Genomic DNA, 17,078 nt, shown 5'->3' on the forward strand with positions numbered 1-17,078 from the left:
CGGCCGTGGCCACCTGGGCGATCCCGCGCACCTGGTCGGTGAGGTTGGTGGCCATCAGGTTCACCGCGTCGGTGAGGTTCTTCCAGGTGCCCGCGACGCCCGCCACCTCGGCCTGGCCGCCGAGCTTGCCCTCGGTGCCCACCTCGCGCGCCATGCGGGTGACCTCGTCGGCGAACAGCGCGAGCGTGTCGGTCAACGAGTTGATCGTCTCGGCCAGCTCGGCGACCTCGCCGCGCGCGCTGACGGTGATCTTGCGCGTCAGGTCGCCCTGGGCGATCGCGGTGGCCGTGCTGGAGATCGAGCGCACCTGGTTGGTGAGGTTGGAGGCCATCGTGTTCACCGAGTCGGTGAGCGCCCGCCAGGTGCCCGCGACCCCGCGGACGTCGGCCTGGCCGCCCAGGCGCCCGTCGGTGCCCACCTCGCGGGCCACGCGGGTGACCTCCACGGCGAACGAGGAGAGCTGGTCGACCATCGTGTTGACGGTGCGGCCGATCCGCAGGAACTCCCCGCGCAGCGGCCGGCCCTCGATCTCCAGCGCCATGTGCTGCGACAGGTCGCCCTCGGCGACCGCCTCGATCACGCGCGCGATCTCCGCGGTCGGCCGCGCCAGGTCGTCGATCAGGGAGTTGACAGCCTGCGCACCGGTCGCCCAGCCGCCGTCGTAGCTCTCCTCGTCGAGGCGGTCGGACATCCGGCCCTCGCGGCCGACGACCCGCCCGATCCGCAGCAGGTCGCGGTTGCGCCGCTCCTGGATCCCGACCATCTCGTTGAACTGGTCGACGACCTCGCCCGCGGTGCCCTCCCGCCGGGGCAGCCGCACGTCGAACCGGCCGCGGCGCACCTCGTGCAGTGCGTCCGCCAGCTCCCGGAGGAGGTCGCCACCGTCCTCCGGCCTTGTCGTTCCCGGCACACCCGCCCGGGTCCTCTTCGCCGTCACGAGGTCCTCCATGCGGCCGCCGTCGGTCCCCCGGACACTAGTGCAGCCCCCGCAGGCGCCCCACCGGATGCCCGTCGCCCCCGGTCGGTGCCCCGCCGGATCTGGAGGCACACTGCGGGGGTGCCCGTTCAGACCGAGCGGCGGATGCGCCTGCCGCCCGACCCACGATCCCCCGGTCAGGCACGCCGGATGCTGCTCGACGCCCTCGACGCACCCGAGTACGACTCCGTCGTCGACACGACGGTGCTGCTCGCCAGCGAGCTGTGCGAGAACTCCGTGCTGCACGCCGGCACCGAGTACGAGATCGAGCTGCGGGTCACCGACGTCGAGGTGACCGTCACGGTGAGCGACCGCGGCGCGGGCCCGCTGGAGGTGCACCTCGCCCAGCCCCGCCGCCTCTACGGGCGCGCGGCCGCGCACGGGCGCGGCCTCACCATGCTGCAGCGGCTGGCCACGGTGTGGGGCACCCGGCACGAGGCCGACGGCACCCACCGCACCTGGTTCAGCCTGCTGCTCGCCCCCGCCGACGGGACCCCGCCGCTCCCCGCCGAGCCGGGCGGGTCCGGCCCCGTCCCCGCGGGCCCCGACGCCGAACGCACCCGCTGGCTGCTGCACGTGCCGACCGGGCTGGTCGACCGGCTGGAGCCCGCCGAGCTCGTCGCCGAGCTGGTGCGCCGGCTGCGCGAGGTCCTCGACGCCGCCTCGGTGGTCGTGGAGGTCGACGACGGCGACGGCACCGGCCTGCAGGAGCTCGCCCGCTCGGGCGGTCCCGGGCCCACCGGGGCCGGGGCGCTGGAGCTCGCGCTGCCCACCACCGCGCCCCTGCGCGGGGTCCTGCGCGTCACCGGCGTCACCGGGCCGGCCCGCACCGCCCGCGAGCTGGGCGAGCTGGTGGCGCATCGCGTCGCGATGGCGGTGGAGTCGGCCTGGCTGCGCGGGGTCGACCAGCGCCGGCGGGCCTGGATGACCTACCTCGCCGAGACCAGCGAGCTGCTGTCGCAGTCGCTCGACGTCGAGCTGGCCGTCGCCGTCGTGCCGCAGGTCGTGGTGCCGCGGCTGGGCCAGTGGTGCGCGGTGCACCTCGCCGACCCGCTCGGCCGCCTGCGCCTGGTCGCGCTCACCCACGCCGACGAGGACCACCTCCCCGAGCTGCGGGCCGAGCTCGACCCGGGCGGGCGGCCCGGCCTGGGCGGCGAGCTGCGCGACCGGCTCACCGAGCTGCTGCGCGACGACGGCGCGGGCAGCACCGCACGGTTCGCGCTGCCCACCGACGGCGTCGCGGTGGCCCTGCGGGCGCGCGGGCGCACGCTGGGCACCCTCGTCGTCGGGCGGCACGCCGGACGGCCGCACTCCCCCGAGGACGTCGTGCTGATCGGCGACATCGCCCGCCGCGCGGGGCTGGCCATCCACAACGCCCAGAGCACCGCCGCCCACGTCGACGTCTCCCAGGCCCTGCAGCAGGCGCTGCTCCCGCGCGCGCTGCCGGTCGCGCCCGGGCTGGACTTCGCGGCCCAGTACCTCCCGGCCACCGCCGGCAGCGACGTCGGCGGCGACTTCTACGACGTCCTCACCATCGACCCGGCGCACTGGCTGGTCTCCATCGGGGACGTCTGCGGGAAGGGGGCCCGGGCCGCCGCCCGCACCGGGCTGGTCCGCGACGTGCTGCGCGTGCTGGTCCGCGACGGGCGCACGCTGCCCCGCGCCGTCGAGCTGCTCAACGACGTGATGATGGACGTCGACGACCCGCTGCAGTTCTGCACGCTCGCCGCCGCCCAGGTCAGCCGGCCGGGGCCGGGCGGCCCGGGCGGGTTCGACGTCGACCTCCTCCTGGCCGGGCACCTGCAACCGGTGCTCGTGCGCGCCGGCGGCACCGCCGAGCTGATCGGCGAGTTCGGCACGGCGGTGGGGCTGATCGCGCAGGTGCAGCTGCACGCCACCCGCCACCGCCTGGCCCCCGGCGACACCCTGCTCGTCTACACCGACGGGGTGACCGAGCGCCGACGCGGCCGCGAGCAGTTCGGCTCCGACCGGTTGCTCGCCGCCGCGGCCGGCGCGGCCGGGCAACCGGCCGCGCAGCTGGTCGAGGCCGTGCGGTCCGCCGTCGAACGGTTCTCCTCCGACCCCCGCGACGACGACATCGCGCTGCTCGCGGTGCGGGCACTGCCTCAGTGACGGGACGGCCCACCGGGCGTGTCGGGTCTCACCGCCCGGACCTGTCGCACCGAGCCGTAGGACGGGCACCCTGGAGCGACGACGGCCGCCCGACCCGAGGAGGACTGCTGCGCCCCGCACCCCGCACCCCGCGGATCCGGTCCGGCCCCGCCGTCGCGCTGGTGCTGTTCTGCCTGGCGGTCGGCCTGCCCGCCACCATCGCGCTGACCCCCGCCCAGGAGGTCGTCGCGTTCGGCCAGCAGATCGGGGTCGGCGCCCGCCCGCCCGACCTCAGCGTCGCCGGGCCCGCGCAGGTGGTGCAGGTCGGCAGCACCGCCTACGACGTCGACCGGCTGACGGTGTGGGGCCCGTTGCGCCCGCAGCTCACGCTCGGCCCGGTGCAGCGCAACGCCGACGCCCGGGCCGCCCTGGACCCCGACGCCGGACCGCGCCGGCTCGACGCGGCCGTCTCCGCCGTCACCGGCGGGTTCGTGGCCTGGTACCTGTGGGGCGGGCTGCTGCTGGTGGTGTTCACCCTGGCCGCGTCCGCGGGTGCGGCGGGGCTGCGCACGCTGCTGGTGCTGCGGGCGGAGAGCCGGCTGCCCGGCGGTCACCGCCCGCTGCCGGAGATCTGGTCGCACTGCGTCCGCGGGGCCGGCCGGATGACCGCCGCCGCCGTCGTCGCCTCGGTGCTGGCCTGGGGGGCCGCGGGCACCCTGGCCTACGCGGGCGCGGCGGCGGGCCTGCGCAACGTGGCGTCGCTGTCGCAGCTGGTCGGGGCCCGGCACCTGTCCCCCGAGCCCGTCGGCCCGCCCGTGAGCGGATTCGACGGGGCCGTGATCGGCGACTCGCGGGTGGCGCGCCTCGGCGGGCCACCGCTGCCCGACGGCACCCCCGACGACGTCGCGTGCGGACGCAGCACCGACTCCCTCGCCGAGCAGATCGCGGCGCTGCGCGGTGACCGCGTGCTCAACCTCGCCTGCCCCTCGGCCACGGTCGCGGCCGGGTTACGCGGACCGCAGGAGGAGGGCGGCCGGGTGCTGTCGCCGCAGGTCGGGCTACTGCGCCAGGTACAGGGGCTCGACTGGGTCGTCGTGGCGGTCGGCCCGAACGACGTGGGCTGGATCGACTTCCTGCTCTACTGCTACGGCGTGCCCGACTGCGCCGACAACCTCACCCAGGGCGAGTTCGACTACCGCCTGGCCGCGTTCGACCGCGTCTTCGGCGACCTGCTCGTCGACCTCAACGACCTGCCCGGTCGCCCGCAGGTCGTCGTCATGGCCTCCTACGACGCGTTCCCGCCCGACGCCCGGTGCCCCGACACCCGCGGTCCCGAGCAGTTCCCCGGGCTCGACCCGGGCAAGATCGCACTGCTCGACGAGCGCAACGAGGCCGTCAACGCCGTCCTGGAGGCCGGTGCGCAGGCCTACGGGTTCGACGTGGCCCGCCCGGCGCTGCGCCCGCTGTGCGACCCGGCGCGGGCCGGGCTCGGCCCCGACCTGCAGGGCCTCACCGATCCGTTCCCGTTCCACCCCACCGGCGTCGGCTCGCTGCGGATGGCGGCGGCGGTGACCCCGCTGCTCGGGCCGCCCGTGGCGCGCGGCCGGTAGCTCAGGTGGCGGGCAGCGCCTCGGCGGCCGGGCTGCCCTCGGCGACCCGGACCACCAGCGCCCCCGCGTCGACCCGCACCACCATCTCGGTGACGTCACCGATCGGGTCGCCGTCGATCTGCGACGCCTGCGGGTCCTCGGCCCGGACGACGACCTCGCGGGCGGTCCAGTGCTCCACGCGGGGGTGCCCTCGGCGCCTGCGGCTGATCACCCGGGCGGCCACCGCGACCCACCCCGGGATGCCCTTGGGGGCGAGGTTGACGATGTCGAGCACGCCGTCGTCGACCTCGGCCTCGGGCATCAGCACCAGACCGCCCAGCAGCGTGCCGCTGTTGCCGACCAGCACGGTCCGGGTGCGGCGGCGCAGCTCCTCGCCGTCGTCGAGCCGGATCGTCACCCGGGTGCGCCTGCCCCGCATGGCCCGCAGCCCGGACACGACGTAGGCCATCGGGCCCACGCGGGCCTTGAGGGCCTCCGGCGTGTTGCCCATCACCTCGGCGTCGAACCCGGTGCCCGCCATGACCAGGAACACCCGCTCGTCGGTATCGCCGTCGACGCGGACGCGGCCGATGTCGATCGCGCGGTCGTCGCCGGTGAGGGCGACCCTGGCCGCGGCGGCCATCTCCAGCGGCGTGCCCAGCGTGCGGGCCAGCAGGTTGCCGGTGCCCGCCGGGAGCAGGCCCATCGCCACCCCGGTGCCGGCCAGCGCCTCGGCGACCGAGCGCACCGTGCCGTCGCCACCGCAGGCCATCACCACGTCGACGCCCTGCTCGACGGCCTTGCGCGCCTGCCCGGTGCCCGGGTCGTCGACGGTGGTCTCCAGCCACAGCGGCTCGGCCCAGCCCAGCTCGACGCACAGCCCGGTGACGAGCTCCTGGGTGCCCGGCTCGACCTTGGTGGGGTTGGCCACGACGGCGGCGATCGGCCGGTCCTCGGGTTCGGCCGCGAACGGCTCGGCGGGGCTGTCGGATCGGCGGTTGCGCACGGCGAAAGCTAGCAGCACGCCCACGAGCAGGACGGCGAGGATGACGACGACCAGCCAGGTCGCCCCGGAGGCGGACACCGGCGCACTGTATTCGTCCGTGCCGCGCCCCCGACGGCGGTCAGGCCGTGACCGGCCCCGCTGTGACCGAACGCTCGGCGACCAGCGTCGCCGGGTCGGTGTAGGGCAGCTCCAGGTCGTGGGCGACCTGCAGGCTGGTCAACGCGCCGTCGTGGGTCGAGAGCCCGTGACCGAGGGCGGCGTCGGCGCGCACGGCGTCGGCCCAGCCCAGGTCGGCCAGGCGCAGCACGTAGGGCAGCGTGGCGTTGGTCAGGGCGTGGGTGGAGGTGTGCGGCACCGCGCCGGGCATGTTCGCGACGCAGTAGAAGACCGAGTCGTGCACCCGGTACGTGGGGGCGGCGTGGGTGGTGGGGCGGGAGTCCTCGAAGCAGCCGCCCTGATCGATCGCGATGTCGACGAGCACCGATCCCGGCTTCATCCGGCGGACCAGGTCGTTGCTCACCAGGCGCGGGGCCCGGGCCCCGGGGACGAGGACGGCGCCGATCACGAGGTCGGCGGCCAGGCAGGCGTACTCGATCTCGTGGGCGTTGGAGGCGACGGTGCGGACGCGGCCGGCGTAGCGGTCGTCGAGGTCGCGCAGCTTGGCGATGTCCAGGTCGAGCACCGTGACCTCGGCGCCCATGCCGACGGCCATCGCGACGGCGTTCTGCCCGGACACCCCGGCGCCGATGACGACGACGTTCGCCGGTCGCACCCCGGGGACCCCGCCCATCAGCACCCCGCGCCCCCCGGCGGCGCGCATCAGCGCACCGGCCCCGGCCTGCGGCGCGAGCCGGCCCGCCACCTCGCTCATCGGGGCGAGCAGCGGCAGCGCGCCGTCGGCGGTGCGGACGGTCTCGTAGGCGATGGCGGTGGTGCCCGACGCCAGCAGCGCCTCGGTGCACGGCTTCGACGCCGCGAGGTGCAGGTAGGTGAACAGCACCTGCCCGCGGCGCAGCCGGTGGTACTCCTGCTCGATCGGCTCCTTGACCTTGAGCAGCAGGTCGGCCGCGGCCCAGACCTCGTCCGCGGTACCGGTCACGCGGGCGCCCGCCGCCTCGAAGTCGGCGTCGGTGATCGAGCTGCCGAGCCCGGCGCCGCGCTCCACGAGCACGTGGTGGCCGTGACGGGTGAGCTCGTGCGCCCCGGCCGGGGTCAGCGCGACGCGGTACTCGTGGTTCTTGACCTCGCGGGGCACACCGATTCTCATGGCTCCAGAGTGAACAACCGGGAGATAGGCTGCAACGGAACCGCAGATCATTCGTCAGGAGACGCGTATGCCTCAGCCTTCTTCCGCTGAGCGGCCCGTTCCGCCCGGGTCGCCGCAGGATGTTCGGCTCGACGACACCGACCGGACGCTGGTCACCGCGCTGCTCGCCGACGCCCGGCTGTCCAACAAGGACCTCGCCGGCCTGGTCGGGATCGCGCCGTCGACGTGCCTGGCCCGCGTCCGGGCCCTGCGCACCCGCGGGGTGATCCGCGGGTTCCACGCCGACATCGACCCCCGCGCGCTCGGCCACGACCTGCAGGCCATGATCGCGATCCGGCTGCAGCCCGACGCCCGCCGCGCCATCGTCGAGTACACCGCCCGCCTCACCCGCTACCCCGAGGTACTGGAGGTCTACTTCGTCGCGGGCGCCAACGACTTCCTGGTGCACGTCGCGACCGCCAGCACCGACGAGCTGCGCCGGTTCGTCGGCGAGCAGCTCAACCGCGACCCCGCGGTGGCCGGCACGGAGACGAACCTGATCTTCGAGCACACGCGCGGCCGCCGGGTCTGACCGGCGCCCCGGGGCTGCCCCCATCCGACGTTGCAGTGGGGTGGCTCTACTGCAATGCGGTGGGTGTGAAGCCACCCCACTGCAACGCGAGCGGGGCGTCGGGCTCAGTGCGGATCGGCGGGGGCGGCGTCGACCGGCTCGGTGACGGGGCCCGGCTCGACGAGGGCACGCTGCATCCACGCCACGTCGCGCCACCGCCCGGCCTTCCAGCCCACCCGGCGGAACGTCCCCGCGGGCTCGAAGCCCAGCGCGCGGTGCAGGCCCGCGCTCGCCTCGTTGGGCAGGGTCATCCCGGCGAACGCGGTGCGGTAGCCGCGGGCGGCCAGGCGCGGCAGCAGCTCCGTGTACAGCGCCCGGCCGCCGCCGGTGCGGCGCAGGCCCGTCTCCAGGTAGACGCTGACCTCGCAGGACCAGCGGTAGGCCGCGCGCGCGGCGAACCGGCCGCCGTAGGCGTACCCGCGCACGCCCGACCCGTCGGTCAGCACCAGCCAGGCGTGCCCGCGCTGCGCCGTCGCGATGCGCGCGGCCATCTCGGCCGCGGTCGGCGGGACGGTCTCGAAGGAGATCGCGGTGCCGGTGACGTAGGGGGCGTAGATCGCGGCACAGGCCGCGGCGTCGTCGACCGTGGCGTCCCGGACGTTCATGGCCGGATAGTAGCGAGAACGGCACTATGGTGACACCGTGTCCGACCGGCTCTCCCTCGCACTCGCCGCCGCCCTCTACGCCGCCCGCACCGCCCGCGACCTCTCCGCCGCGGCCCTCGCGGAGCGCTCCGGGGTCTCGCGCACGATGATCGGCAAGATCGAGCGGGGCGAGGCCCAGCCCACCGCGGCCCTGCTCGGCCGCCTCTCCGGGGCGCTGGGGATGACGCTGTCGGAGCTGGTGGCCCGGGCGGAGGGCACCGGCGGGCGGCTGGCCAGGGCCGCCGACCAGCGCACCTGGACCGACCCCGACACCGGCTACGTCCGGCGGGCCGTCTCCCCCGTGCCCGGCGGGCCGCTGGAGCTGGTGGAGGTGCACCTGCCCCCCGGGGCCCGGGTCGAGTACCCGGCCGAGTCCTACGCGTTCCTGCACCACCAGATCTGGGTGCTCGACGGCGCGCTCCGGTTCGAGGAGGGCGACGTGCGTCACGAGCTGGGGGCCGGCGACTGCCTGCAGCTCGGGTCCCCGCAGCCGTGTGCCTACGTCAACCCCACCGACCGCGACTGCCGCTACCTGGTGGCACTGGCCCGCCGGACCTGACCCCGAGTCGCCGGATCCCGGCCCGCCCGGCAGGGTGGCGGCATGCGTGTCTTGGTGACCGGTGCGTCCGGGTTCGTGGGCGGGCGGCTGTGTCCCGCCCTGGAGGAGGCGGGGCACGAGGTGTCGGCGATGACCCGCCGCCCGGAGACCTACCGGGGCGCGGGCACCGCGGTGCGGGGCGACGTCCACGACGCGGCCTCGCTCGCGCAGGCCCTCGAGGGCCACGACGCCGCCTACTACCTGGTGCACTCCCTCGACGACCCCCGCTTCGCCGAGCGCGACGCCGACGCGGCCCGCACCTTCGCCACCGCCGCCGCCGACGCCGGGGTGTCGCGGATCGTCTACCTGGGCGGCCTGGGCGACGACGCCGACGACCTGTCCGAGCACCTGCGCAGCCGCCGCGAGGTGGAGAAGCTGCTCGGCGGGGCGGGTGTGCCGGTCACCGTGCTGCGCGCCGGGATCATCGTCGGGCACGGCGGGATCTCCTGGGAGATGACGCGCCAGCTCGTCGAGCACCTGCCCGCGATGATCACGCCCCGCTGGGTGCGCACGCGCACGCAGCCGATCGCGGCCGCCGACGTCGTGCGCTACCTCGTCGGGGTGCTGGACGTGCCCGCCACCGAGGGCCGCGCGTTCGACATCGGCGGCTCCGAGGTGCTCGAGTACATCGACATGATGCGCCGCGTGGCCGTCATCGAGGGGCGCACCATGATCGTCGTGCCGGTGCCGCTGCTGTCGCCGAAGCTGTCGTCGCGGTGGCTGTCGCTGGTCACCGACGTCGACGTGCAGACCGGGCGCAACCTGATCGACTCGATGTCCAACGAGGTCGTGGTCCGCGACCCCGCCATCCGCGACCTCGTACCGTTCGAGCCGATGGACTACGACTCCGCGGTGCTCGCCGCACTGGGCGACCGGGCGCGCGCCGCGCGGCGGAAGCGGGGGGACGCATGAGGGCCCGCCGGTTCCTGCCCCACTGGCTCGCGGAGAAGGTGCCGCGCGACCACTGGGAGTCCGACGCGAAGTTCCGCCGTAGGCGCCGCGTCGTCGCCGCCACCTCGCTGGCGGGGGCGGGGATGCTCGGCGCCGGGCTGTCCACCAAGCCGGCTTCCCCCGCGTTCTACGGCATCACGCTCGGCACCGCCGCCACGTGGGTCGTGGGCGGGCTGGCCTCGGGCAAGCTGCACCTGGGATGGATGCAGTACGGCGACAACCTGCGCCGCCCGATCGTCACCCCGGTGCTGACGGGGGTCGGCGCGTTCGGCGTGTTCTACGCCGCCGCGCTCGTGGCCAAGCGGATCCCGGTGCTGGACCGGGCCATCTCCTCGGTGCTGCAGTACGCCGACCAGGGCGACGACGGGCTCGTCGTCCTCACCACGCTGGCCAACGGCGCGGCCGAGGAGGTCTTCTTCCGCGGCGCGCTCTACGCCGCCGTCGGCGAGCGGCGGCCGGTCGTGGCGTCGACGGGGGTCTACATGCTGGCCACCGTCGCCACCCGCAACCCGGCGCTGGTGCTGGCGTCGGGCGTCATGGGGACGCTGTTCGGGTTGCAGCGCCGCTCGTCGGGCGGCATCCAGGCGCCGCTGCTCACGCACCTGACCTGGTCGTCACTGATGCTGCGCTACCTGCCGCCGCTGTTCCGCGACACCGACTCCGGCGCGAGCGCGACGAACTCGCCCAACGCGGAGATCAGGCGGTCGACGTCGCCGTCGTCGGTGTAGGGCGCGAGCCCGATCCGCAGCGACCCGGCGTCGCCCAGGCCGAGGTGCCGGGACGCCTCGAGCGCGTAGAACGCGCTGGCCGGGGCGTTGACGCCGCGCTCGGCCAGGAAGCGGTAGGCCTGCGCCGGGTCGCGGCCGTCGAACCCGACCAGCAGCGTCGGCGTGCGCCGGGCCGCGCGCGAGTACACGGTGACGCCCGGCAGCGCCGCCAGGGCGTCCTCGATGCGGCGGCGCAGGCGGTCCTCGTGGGCCTCCACCGCCGTCATCGACGCGACGAGCCGCTCGCGGCGTGACCCGTCGCCGGGCACCAGCCCGGCCAGGAAGTCGACGGCCGCGGTCGTGCCCGCCAGCAGCTCGTAGGGCAGCGTGCCGAGCTCGAAGCGCTCCGGCACCGCGTCGGAGGAGGGGGCCAGCTTGGCCGGGCGCAGCGTCTCCAGCAGGGCGGGTGCCGCGGCGAGCACGCCGCAGTGCGGCCCGAGGAACTTGTAGGGCGAGCAGGCGTAGAGGTCGGCACCCAGTTCCGTGACGTCGACGGGGGCGTGCGCGGTGAGGTGCACGCCGTCGACGTGGACCAGCGCCCCCACCTCGTGCGCCCGGTCGGCGACCGCCCGCACCGGGGGCCGGGTGCCCAGCAGGTTCGACGCGCCCGTCACCGCGACCAGGCGGGTGCGCTCGGACAGGACGCCCGCGATGTCGTCGAGCTCGCCGGTGGCGGGGTCGAATCCCAGCCACCGCACGGTGGCGCCCACGGCCTGCGCGGCCAGCACCCAGGGCCGGATGTTGGCGTCGTGGTCGAGACGGGTGACGACGACCTCGTCGCCGGGACCCCATCCCGTCGCCAGGGTGCGGGCCAGGTCGAAGGTGAGCGCGGTCATGCTGCGGCCGAACACGATGCCGCCCGGGTCCGCGCCGAGCAGGTCGGCCATCGCCGCGCGGGCGGCCAGCACGATCGCGTCGGCGGCCCGCTCGGCGGCGGTGATCGTGCCGCGGTTGGCCAGCGGGGACGTCATCGTCTCCGCCACCGCGCGCGCGACGACGTCGGGCACCTGCGAGCCGCCGGGACCGTCGAAGTGGGCGTACCCCGCCCGGAGCGAGGGGAAGTGGTCGCGGACGGCGGACACATCGAGGCGGGCGACGTCGGTGCTCACGCCCGTCACCCTGCCACGGGGCATGATCTCCGCCGTGCTCGACTGGTCACTGCTCGACGGGCCGCTGCCGTGGCTCGTCGCCGGGACGGGAGTCGTGGCGCTGGGCGTGCTGCTCGCGGCGGGCGGGCGCCGCGGGTGGCGGCGGGGCGTGCCGGTCGCCCTGGCCGTCGCGGCCGGGCTCACCGCCGCCGCGGTGCTCGTCGTCGACGTCGTGTGGCGCCCCTTCCCCGACCCGCTGCCGCTGCCGCTGATCCTGGCCGTGGGGGTCGGGCTGCTCGGCATCGGGCTGGCGGTGGCCCGGCTGCGGTGGTGGTCGCCGGTCGCGGCGCGCTCGTCGCCTACTCCGGGGAGCTGACCGACTGCCTGCTGTTCGCCGCCGCGTCGACCGGGCTCGCGGCCGGGCCGCTGGTGCTGCGCGGGGCCGCGGACCGCCGGGCCGCGGCCCCGTCGCGCGCCGAGGGGCGGGTGCTCGTGGCGCTGGTCGTCGCCGCCTCGGCGGTGGGGCCGGTGGTCGCGGCCGTGGCGCAGACCCCGATCGGGCCGCTGTCGGTGCTGCAGTTCGTGGTGCTGTCCCCGCCGCCGGACGCCGCGACCGTCCAGCAGATCTGCTCCACCGCCGCGGCGGAGGTGTGCCGGTCGCTGCAGGCCCAGCTCCGGCTCTCCGGGCTCGGCCCGGCGATCGCGTCGGTGGTGCCGGTCCTGCTGCTGCTCGTCACGGCCGAGGGCCTGCGGCGCGGGCGGCGGGCGGCGTGGGCGGCCGGGATCGGGCTGAACCTGCTGCTCGCGCTGCTCGGGCTGGTGCTGGCCGCGCAGGTCGCGACGATCCCCGCCGAGCAGCTCGTCGTCTACGGCGGCGCGCCCGGTGCGCGGCAGGTGCTGGCGCTGGTCCTGCCCCCGCTGCTCCCGCTGGCGGTGGCCGTGCTGCTGGTGGTGACGCGGGCGCGGTTCGCGGTGCGCGCGCCGTCGGGCACCTACCGGCGGCTCGGGCTGGTCGCCGCGAGCGCGCTCGTCCTCGCCGCCGTGGCCTACGTGGGCGGCGGCACGCTGGCCGCGGGCGGCTTCGACCGGTGAGCTGGTCGCCGACCTGCCGCTGCGGTTCCTGCCGCCGGGCTACCTGGGCGAGGTCGAGCCGGGGTTCCTCCCCCAGGACCTGGCCGCGACGGTGCTGTTCGAGTGGACCGGGGTGGTGTTCTGGCTGGTGGTCACGGCGGGGCTGCTGCGGTCGTTCACCGCGGCGCGGCCCGAGGGCGCCGCCGACGACGCCGGCCGGGCCCGGGCGCTGCTGCAGGCCACCGGCGGCTCGCACCTGGGCTGGCTCACGACCTGGCCGGGCCGCTCCTACTGGTTCGGCGACGGCACCGCCGTGGCCTACCGGGTGATCGGCTCCGTCGCGCTGACGACGGGCGACCCGGTCGGCCGGACGGTGCCCGCGACGCCGCGGTCGGCGGGTTCGCCGCGCACTGCGCCGAGCGGGGCCTGCCCCGGCGTTCTACAGCGTCACCGACGCGACCCGCGCCGCGTGCGCCGCGCTGGGGTGGAGCGCGGTGCAGGTGGCCGAGGAGACCGTCGTCGCGCTGCCGGGCCTGGCGTTCACCGGCAAGCGGTGGCAGGACGTGCGCAGCGCGCTCAACCGCGCCGGCCGCCACGGCGTCACCGCCGAGTGGATCGCTTACCGGCACGCGCCCCTCGCGCTCACCGACCAGATCCGGACGATCAGCGAGGAGTGGGTCGTCGACAATGGGGCTCCCCGAGATGGGGTTCACCCTCGGCGGCGTCGACAAGCTGGCCGACGACGCCGTGCGCTGCCTGCTCGCCGTCGACGCCGACCGCACGGTGCTCGGTGTCACCAGCCGGCTGCCGGTGCACGACGGCGGGGAGGTCGTCGACTGGACGCTGGACTTCATGCGCCGCCGCGCCGGCACCCACGGGATCACGGAGTTCCTCATCGCCTCGGCCGCGTCGGCCTTCCGTGACGAGGGCGCCCGGTTCGCCTCGCTGTCCGGTGCGCCGCTGGCCCAGCTCGCACCGCAGCAGGCCGACGGGCTGCAGCGCGTCCTCGACGTCGCCGGGCAGGCGCTCGAACCGGTCTACGGGTTCCGGTCGCTGCTGGCGTTCAAGGCCGAGTTCCAACCGACCTACGAGCCGCTGTTCCTCGCCTATCCCGATCCCGTCGCGCTGCCCGCCATCGGTGTGGCGATCGGGCGCGCCTACCTCCCCGGCCTGACCGCTCGTCAGTCCGCCCGGCTCGTCACCCGCATGCGGAAGGGCAGGACCGGCACGTGAACGGGTCGTGGCGACCGGACGTCGCGTGGACTGCGCCGACCGGCGCAGGCCGTGCAACCCGCCGGGACTTCGCAGAACCGGCTAGTACCCTCGCCCGGGTTGATCCGGTAACCGGCGGAGGGCACGGGTGGTGCGCGAGAGCAGGGAGACCGACGAGGTGCTGGTCTGCATGGCCCAGCGCCTGCAGAGCCAGCTGGAGCGGCAGCTCACCCTCGTCGAACGCCTTCAGGTCCACGGCGGCGACGAGACGCTGGCCGACCTGGCCGAGCTCCGCACGTCCCTGCAGCGGTCGCTGCGGGGCAGCGAGAACGTGCTGGTCCTCGCCGGGGCGCAGCAGGGCCCGCGCACCCGCGGCCCCCGGTCGGTCGCCGACGTGCTGGCCGACGCCCGCGCCGCAGTCGAGGACGTCTCCCGCGTCGGTCTCGGCCCGGCACCCGACGCCAGCATCGCCCCGCGCGCCGTCTCCGGGCTGGTCGCGCTGTTCACCGAGCTGCTGACGCACGCCGTCACCGCTGCGGCGCCGACCGGCCGGGTCGAGGTCAGCAGTGCGCGGTCCGAGGACGGCGGCGTCGGCGTCGAGGTGGTCGTCGAGGGGCCCAGCCCGAGCCCCGGCGAGCTCGACGAGCTCAACCGCCGCCTCGGCGACCGCCCGATCATCGACGACATCGTGTCCAACCGCGTCGGGCTGTTCGTCGCCGCCCGGCTGGCGCGGCGCTGCGGCGTCGCCCTGCGGGTGCAGCACCGGCGCAGCACCCTGGCCGGGCCGGGGATCGTCGTCGTCGCCCACTGCCCGCCCGACCTGCTCGACGCCGTCGCCTTCACCGCACCGGACGCCGCCCCGCGCGCCTGGAGCCGGGAGCCCGCCCCCCGCAACGGCAACGGGCACGCCGGCGCGAACGGCAACGGGCGACCCGGCAACGGCCACCCGGGCAACGGGCCGCACGGACCTCCCGGCGCCGGCTACCCGGTCCGCGGCCCGGCGGCCGAGCGGACGGTCGGCCGGCGCCCGGGGGAGGTGGCCCCGGCCGCCGGTCCGGACCGGGTGCGGCGGCCCGACCCGCTGTCGGACCCGATCCCCGGGTTCGGCCCGCGGCGCAGCCCGGAGCCCTACCGCCCGGTGGTCCCCGACCCGGTGTGGTCCGCCCCGCCCCCCGCCCAGCCGGTCGAGCCCGTCACCTCCGGCGAGCTGTGGTCCGCTCCCCCGCAGCCCGACGCGTCCCGGCCCGCCGTCCCCCCTGCCGAGGCGTTCCCGTCCGTCGGGTACGGCTCCGGCGCGGCGCCCGTCGACGACCTGTCCGGGGCGGTCCGCACCGGGCCCTCCCGGCCCGGCGGCGACGCCGGGCCGGCCACCCGGACCGGCGGCCACCGGGGCGAGCCGCTGTGGGCCGACGAGCCACGCCGCCCCGAGGACCCGTTCCGTCCTGGCGGCGCGACCCGTCCCGTCCAGCCGCCCGTGCTGCCCGCCGAACCGGTGTGGACCGACGAGGCCCCGCTCTCGCGGGGCAGCGGCGACGCGGAGCTGTTCGGCCCGCTCACCAGCACCCTGCGCGACCGGATGCGCGAGAGCGGGCCCAACCCGATCTATGAGGCCGTGGCGTCGGCGTGGTTCGTCGACACCGACCCCGACGCCGACGACCGCCCCGCGGGAGGAGCCCCGGCCGACTGGAACACCCCCAGCGACGCCGAGTGGCGGGCCGCGTCCGAACGCGCGTCGCGGCCCGCGGGCCCGCCGCCGCAGTCGACGTCGGCCGGGCTGCCCCGCCGCCGCCCCGGCACCCAGATGGTGGCCCCACCGCGCCACGGCGAACCCGCCCCGCAGGGCGGGTCCCGCGAGCGGGAGCCCGAGCGGGTGCGCGAGCGGCTCGCGGTCTACCAGCAGGGGCTCGAGCGCGGGCGGCACCGGGCGGCCGACTCCGACCTCTGACCCCCGGCGGCGCTCCGCTTTTGAGACGCCGCGGCACCCCACCCCCGTGACAGGGTGACCGTCACGGGTCGAGCAGGGGGTGGCGATGGGTCTCGGGCAGGACGTGGTCGGCGGGCTGGCGGCGATCGTCGGGCCCGAGCACGTCCGCACCGCCCGCGGTGACCTGGAGCCCTACGCCCGCGACGCCACCCCGGTGTTCCGCGGCGCGCCCGACGCCGTCGTGTGGCCCCGGACCGCCGAGGAGGTGGCCGCGGTGCTGCGCCTGGCCACCCGTCGCGGCATCCCGGTGATCCCGCGCGGCGCGGGCTCGAACCTGGCCGCCGCGACGCTCGCCGACCGCGGCGGGATCGTGCTGGTGCTGACCCGCATGACCACGATCCTGGAGGTCGACGCCGACGAGCTGCTCGCGCGCGTCGAGGCCGGGGTCACCACCGCGGCGTTGAGCGAGGCGGCCGCCGCGAAGGGCCTGCTCTACGCCCCCGACCCCGGGTCCCGGACCGTCTCGACGGTCGGCGGCAACGTCGCCACCTGCGCGGGTGGCCTGCGCGGGCTCAAGTACGGCGTGACCCGCAACTACGTCCTCGGCGCCACCGCGGTGCTGCCGACCGGGGAGATCATCCGGACCGGCGGGCGGCTGTGGAAGGACGTCGCGGGCTACGACCTCACCCGCCTGCTCACCGGCTCCGAGGGCACCCTCGGCGTCCTCACCGAGATCACGGTCGCGCTGCTCCCGATGCCGGCCACCGCCACCACCGGCGTCGCCTACTTCCCGTCGCTGGCCGACGCGGGCCGGGCCGTCACCGCCGTGATCGCCGACGGGATCGTGCCCGCCACCCTGGAGTTCCTCGACGCCAAGTGCATCGGCGCCGTCGAGGACTTCGCCCACCTGGGCCTGCGCCGCGACGCCGGGGCCCTGCTGCTGTTCGGCGACGACGGCCACGCCGACGCCGTGGCCCGCTCGCTGGACCGCATCGGCGAGCTCAGCACCCGGCACGCCGCGCTGGAGGTGACCCTCGCCCCGGACGTCGCCCGCTCCGAGGCGCTGCTCGCCGCCCGCCGCTGCGCGCTGCCCGCGTTGTCGCGGCTGGGCACGCTGACGATCCTGGAGGACGCCACCGTCCCCCGGCCACGGCTCGCCGAGATGGTCGGGCGGATCGACGAGATCGCCGAGCGGCACGACGTCAGCATCGCCACCTTCGGTCACGCCGGGGACGGCAACCTGCACCCGACCTGCGTGGTCGA

General features: G+C 76.2%; 16 protein-coding genes and 1 pseudogene. 12 read left to right on the top strand and 5 right to left on the bottom strand.

The genetic code is table 11. The features are described from left to right. A partial coding sequence (locus PHY01_RS25365) for a HAMP domain-containing protein (RefSeq protein ID WP_246086148.1) occupies positions 1-937 on the bottom strand: 937 nt, incomplete at its 3' end. Positions 938-1,057: 120 nt separating this feature from the next. Here PHY01_RS25365 and PHY01_RS25370 point away from each other — a divergent pair. Both PHY01_RS25370 and PHY01_RS25375 read left to right on the top strand, forming a co-directional pair. Further along, entirely contained in the window at positions 1,058-3,109 is a 2,052-nt protein-coding gene (locus PHY01_RS25370) for a SpoIIE family protein phosphatase (protein ID WP_141282692.1), read from the top strand. A 161-nt stretch (positions 3,110-3,270) separates the two neighbouring features. Next, entirely contained in the window at positions 3,271-4,698 is a 1,428-nt protein-coding gene (locus PHY01_RS25375) for a GDSL-type esterase/lipase family protein (protein WP_218030338.1), read from the top strand. A gap of 1 nt (position 4,699) precedes the next feature. Here PHY01_RS25375 and PHY01_RS25380 read toward each other — a convergent pair whose 3' ends face one another. Then, on the bottom strand, positions 4,700-5,761 hold the full coding sequence (locus tag PHY01_RS25380) for a diacylglycerol/lipid kinase family protein (RefSeq protein WP_141282694.1): 1,062 nt from the start codon (positions 5,759-5,761) through the stop codon (positions 4,700-4,702). A 40-nt stretch (positions 5,762-5,801) separates the two neighbouring features. Next, on the bottom strand, positions 5,802-6,950 hold the full coding sequence (gene ald, locus PHY01_RS25385) for an alanine dehydrogenase (protein WP_141282696.1): 1,149 nt from the start codon (positions 6,948-6,950) through the stop codon (positions 5,802-5,804). 67 nt (positions 6,951-7,017) lie between these two features. Between ald and PHY01_RS25390 the strand changes: the two genes are divergently transcribed. Next, entirely contained in the window at positions 7,018-7,521 is a 504-nt protein-coding gene (locus PHY01_RS25390; protein WP_141282698.1) for an Lrp/AsnC family transcriptional regulator, read from the top strand. A gap of 104 nt (positions 7,522-7,625) precedes the next feature. Here the strand turns inward: PHY01_RS25390 and PHY01_RS25395 are convergent, their stop codons facing one another. Then, a complete protein-coding gene (locus tag PHY01_RS25395; RefSeq protein ID WP_141282700.1) occupies positions 7,626-8,165 on the bottom strand; it encodes a GNAT family N-acetyltransferase in 540 nt (179 codons plus the stop codon). A 37-nt stretch (positions 8,166-8,202) separates the two neighbouring features. On the opposite strand from PHY01_RS25395, the gene PHY01_RS25400 reads away from it, so the two are divergent. Genes PHY01_RS25400 through PHY01_RS25410 form a run of 3 tightly spaced genes read left to right on the top strand, consistent with a single transcriptional unit; the run spans position 8,203 to position 10,481 of the window. Beyond that, entirely contained in the window at positions 8,203-8,763 is a 561-nt protein-coding gene (locus tag PHY01_RS25400) for a helix-turn-helix domain-containing protein (RefSeq protein ID WP_141282702.1), read from the top strand. Between the two features lie 42 nt (positions 8,764-8,805). Beyond that, a complete protein-coding gene (locus PHY01_RS25405) occupies positions 8,806-9,714 on the top strand; it encodes an NAD(P)H-binding protein (RefSeq protein WP_141282704.1) in 909 nt (302 codons plus the stop codon). After that, the gene (locus PHY01_RS25410) at positions 9,711-10,481 is read left to right on the top strand and encodes a CPBP family intramembrane glutamic endopeptidase (protein ID WP_141282706.1); all 771 of its coding nucleotides are present in this window, start codon (positions 9,711-9,713) and stop codon (positions 10,479-10,481) included. Before PHY01_RS25405 ends, PHY01_RS25410 begins: the two co-directional genes overlap by 4 nt. Here the strand turns inward: PHY01_RS25410 and PHY01_RS25415 are convergent. Continuing rightward, entirely contained in the window at positions 10,382-11,629 is a 1,248-nt protein-coding gene (locus PHY01_RS25415) for a cysteine desulfurase-like protein (protein WP_246086149.1), read from the bottom strand. The genes PHY01_RS25410 and PHY01_RS25415 overlap by 100 nt on opposite strands. A 22-nt stretch (positions 11,630-11,651) precedes the next feature. On the opposite strand from PHY01_RS25415, the gene PHY01_RS25420 reads away from it, so the two are divergent. The 6 genes and pseudogenes from PHY01_RS25420 to PHY01_RS25450 form a co-directional block, all read left to right on the top strand. Further along, the gene (locus PHY01_RS25420) at positions 11,652-11,984 is read left to right on the top strand and encodes a hypothetical protein (protein WP_141282710.1); all 333 of its coding nucleotides are present in this window, start codon (positions 11,652-11,654) and stop codon (positions 11,982-11,984) included. Then, positions 11,936-12,700, top strand: a complete 765-nt coding sequence (locus tag PHY01_RS25425) for a hypothetical protein (protein WP_141282712.1) — start codon at positions 11,936-11,938, stop codon at positions 12,698-12,700. The genes PHY01_RS25420 and PHY01_RS25425 overlap by 49 nt, the downstream gene beginning before the upstream one ends. Positions 12,701-13,089: 389 nt before the next feature. Further along, positions 13,090-13,308: pseudogene (locus tag PHY01_RS28320) on the top strand (phosphatidylglycerol lysyltransferase domain-containing protein); the annotation flags it as partial. A gap of 58 nt (positions 13,309-13,366) precedes the next feature. Continuing rightward, a complete protein-coding gene (locus tag PHY01_RS25440; RefSeq protein ID WP_141282713.1) occupies positions 13,367-13,912 on the top strand; it encodes a DUF2156 domain-containing protein in 546 nt (181 codons plus the stop codon). A 130-nt stretch (positions 13,913-14,042) separates the two neighbouring features. Next, a complete protein-coding gene (locus tag PHY01_RS25445) occupies positions 14,043-15,836 on the top strand; it encodes a hypothetical protein (RefSeq protein WP_141282715.1) in 1,794 nt (597 codons plus the stop codon). Between the two features lie 85 nt (positions 15,837-15,921). Continuing rightward, positions 15,922-17,078, top strand: a 1,157-nt coding sequence (locus tag PHY01_RS25450) for an FAD-binding oxidoreductase (RefSeq protein WP_141282717.1), incomplete at its 3' end; no start/stop codon positions are given.

It is taken from the genome of Pseudonocardia hydrocarbonoxydans (assembly GCF_006539565.1).
Classification (GTDB): Bacteria; Actinomycetota; Actinomycetes; order Mycobacteriales; family Pseudonocardiaceae; genus Pseudonocardia; species Pseudonocardia hydrocarbonoxydans.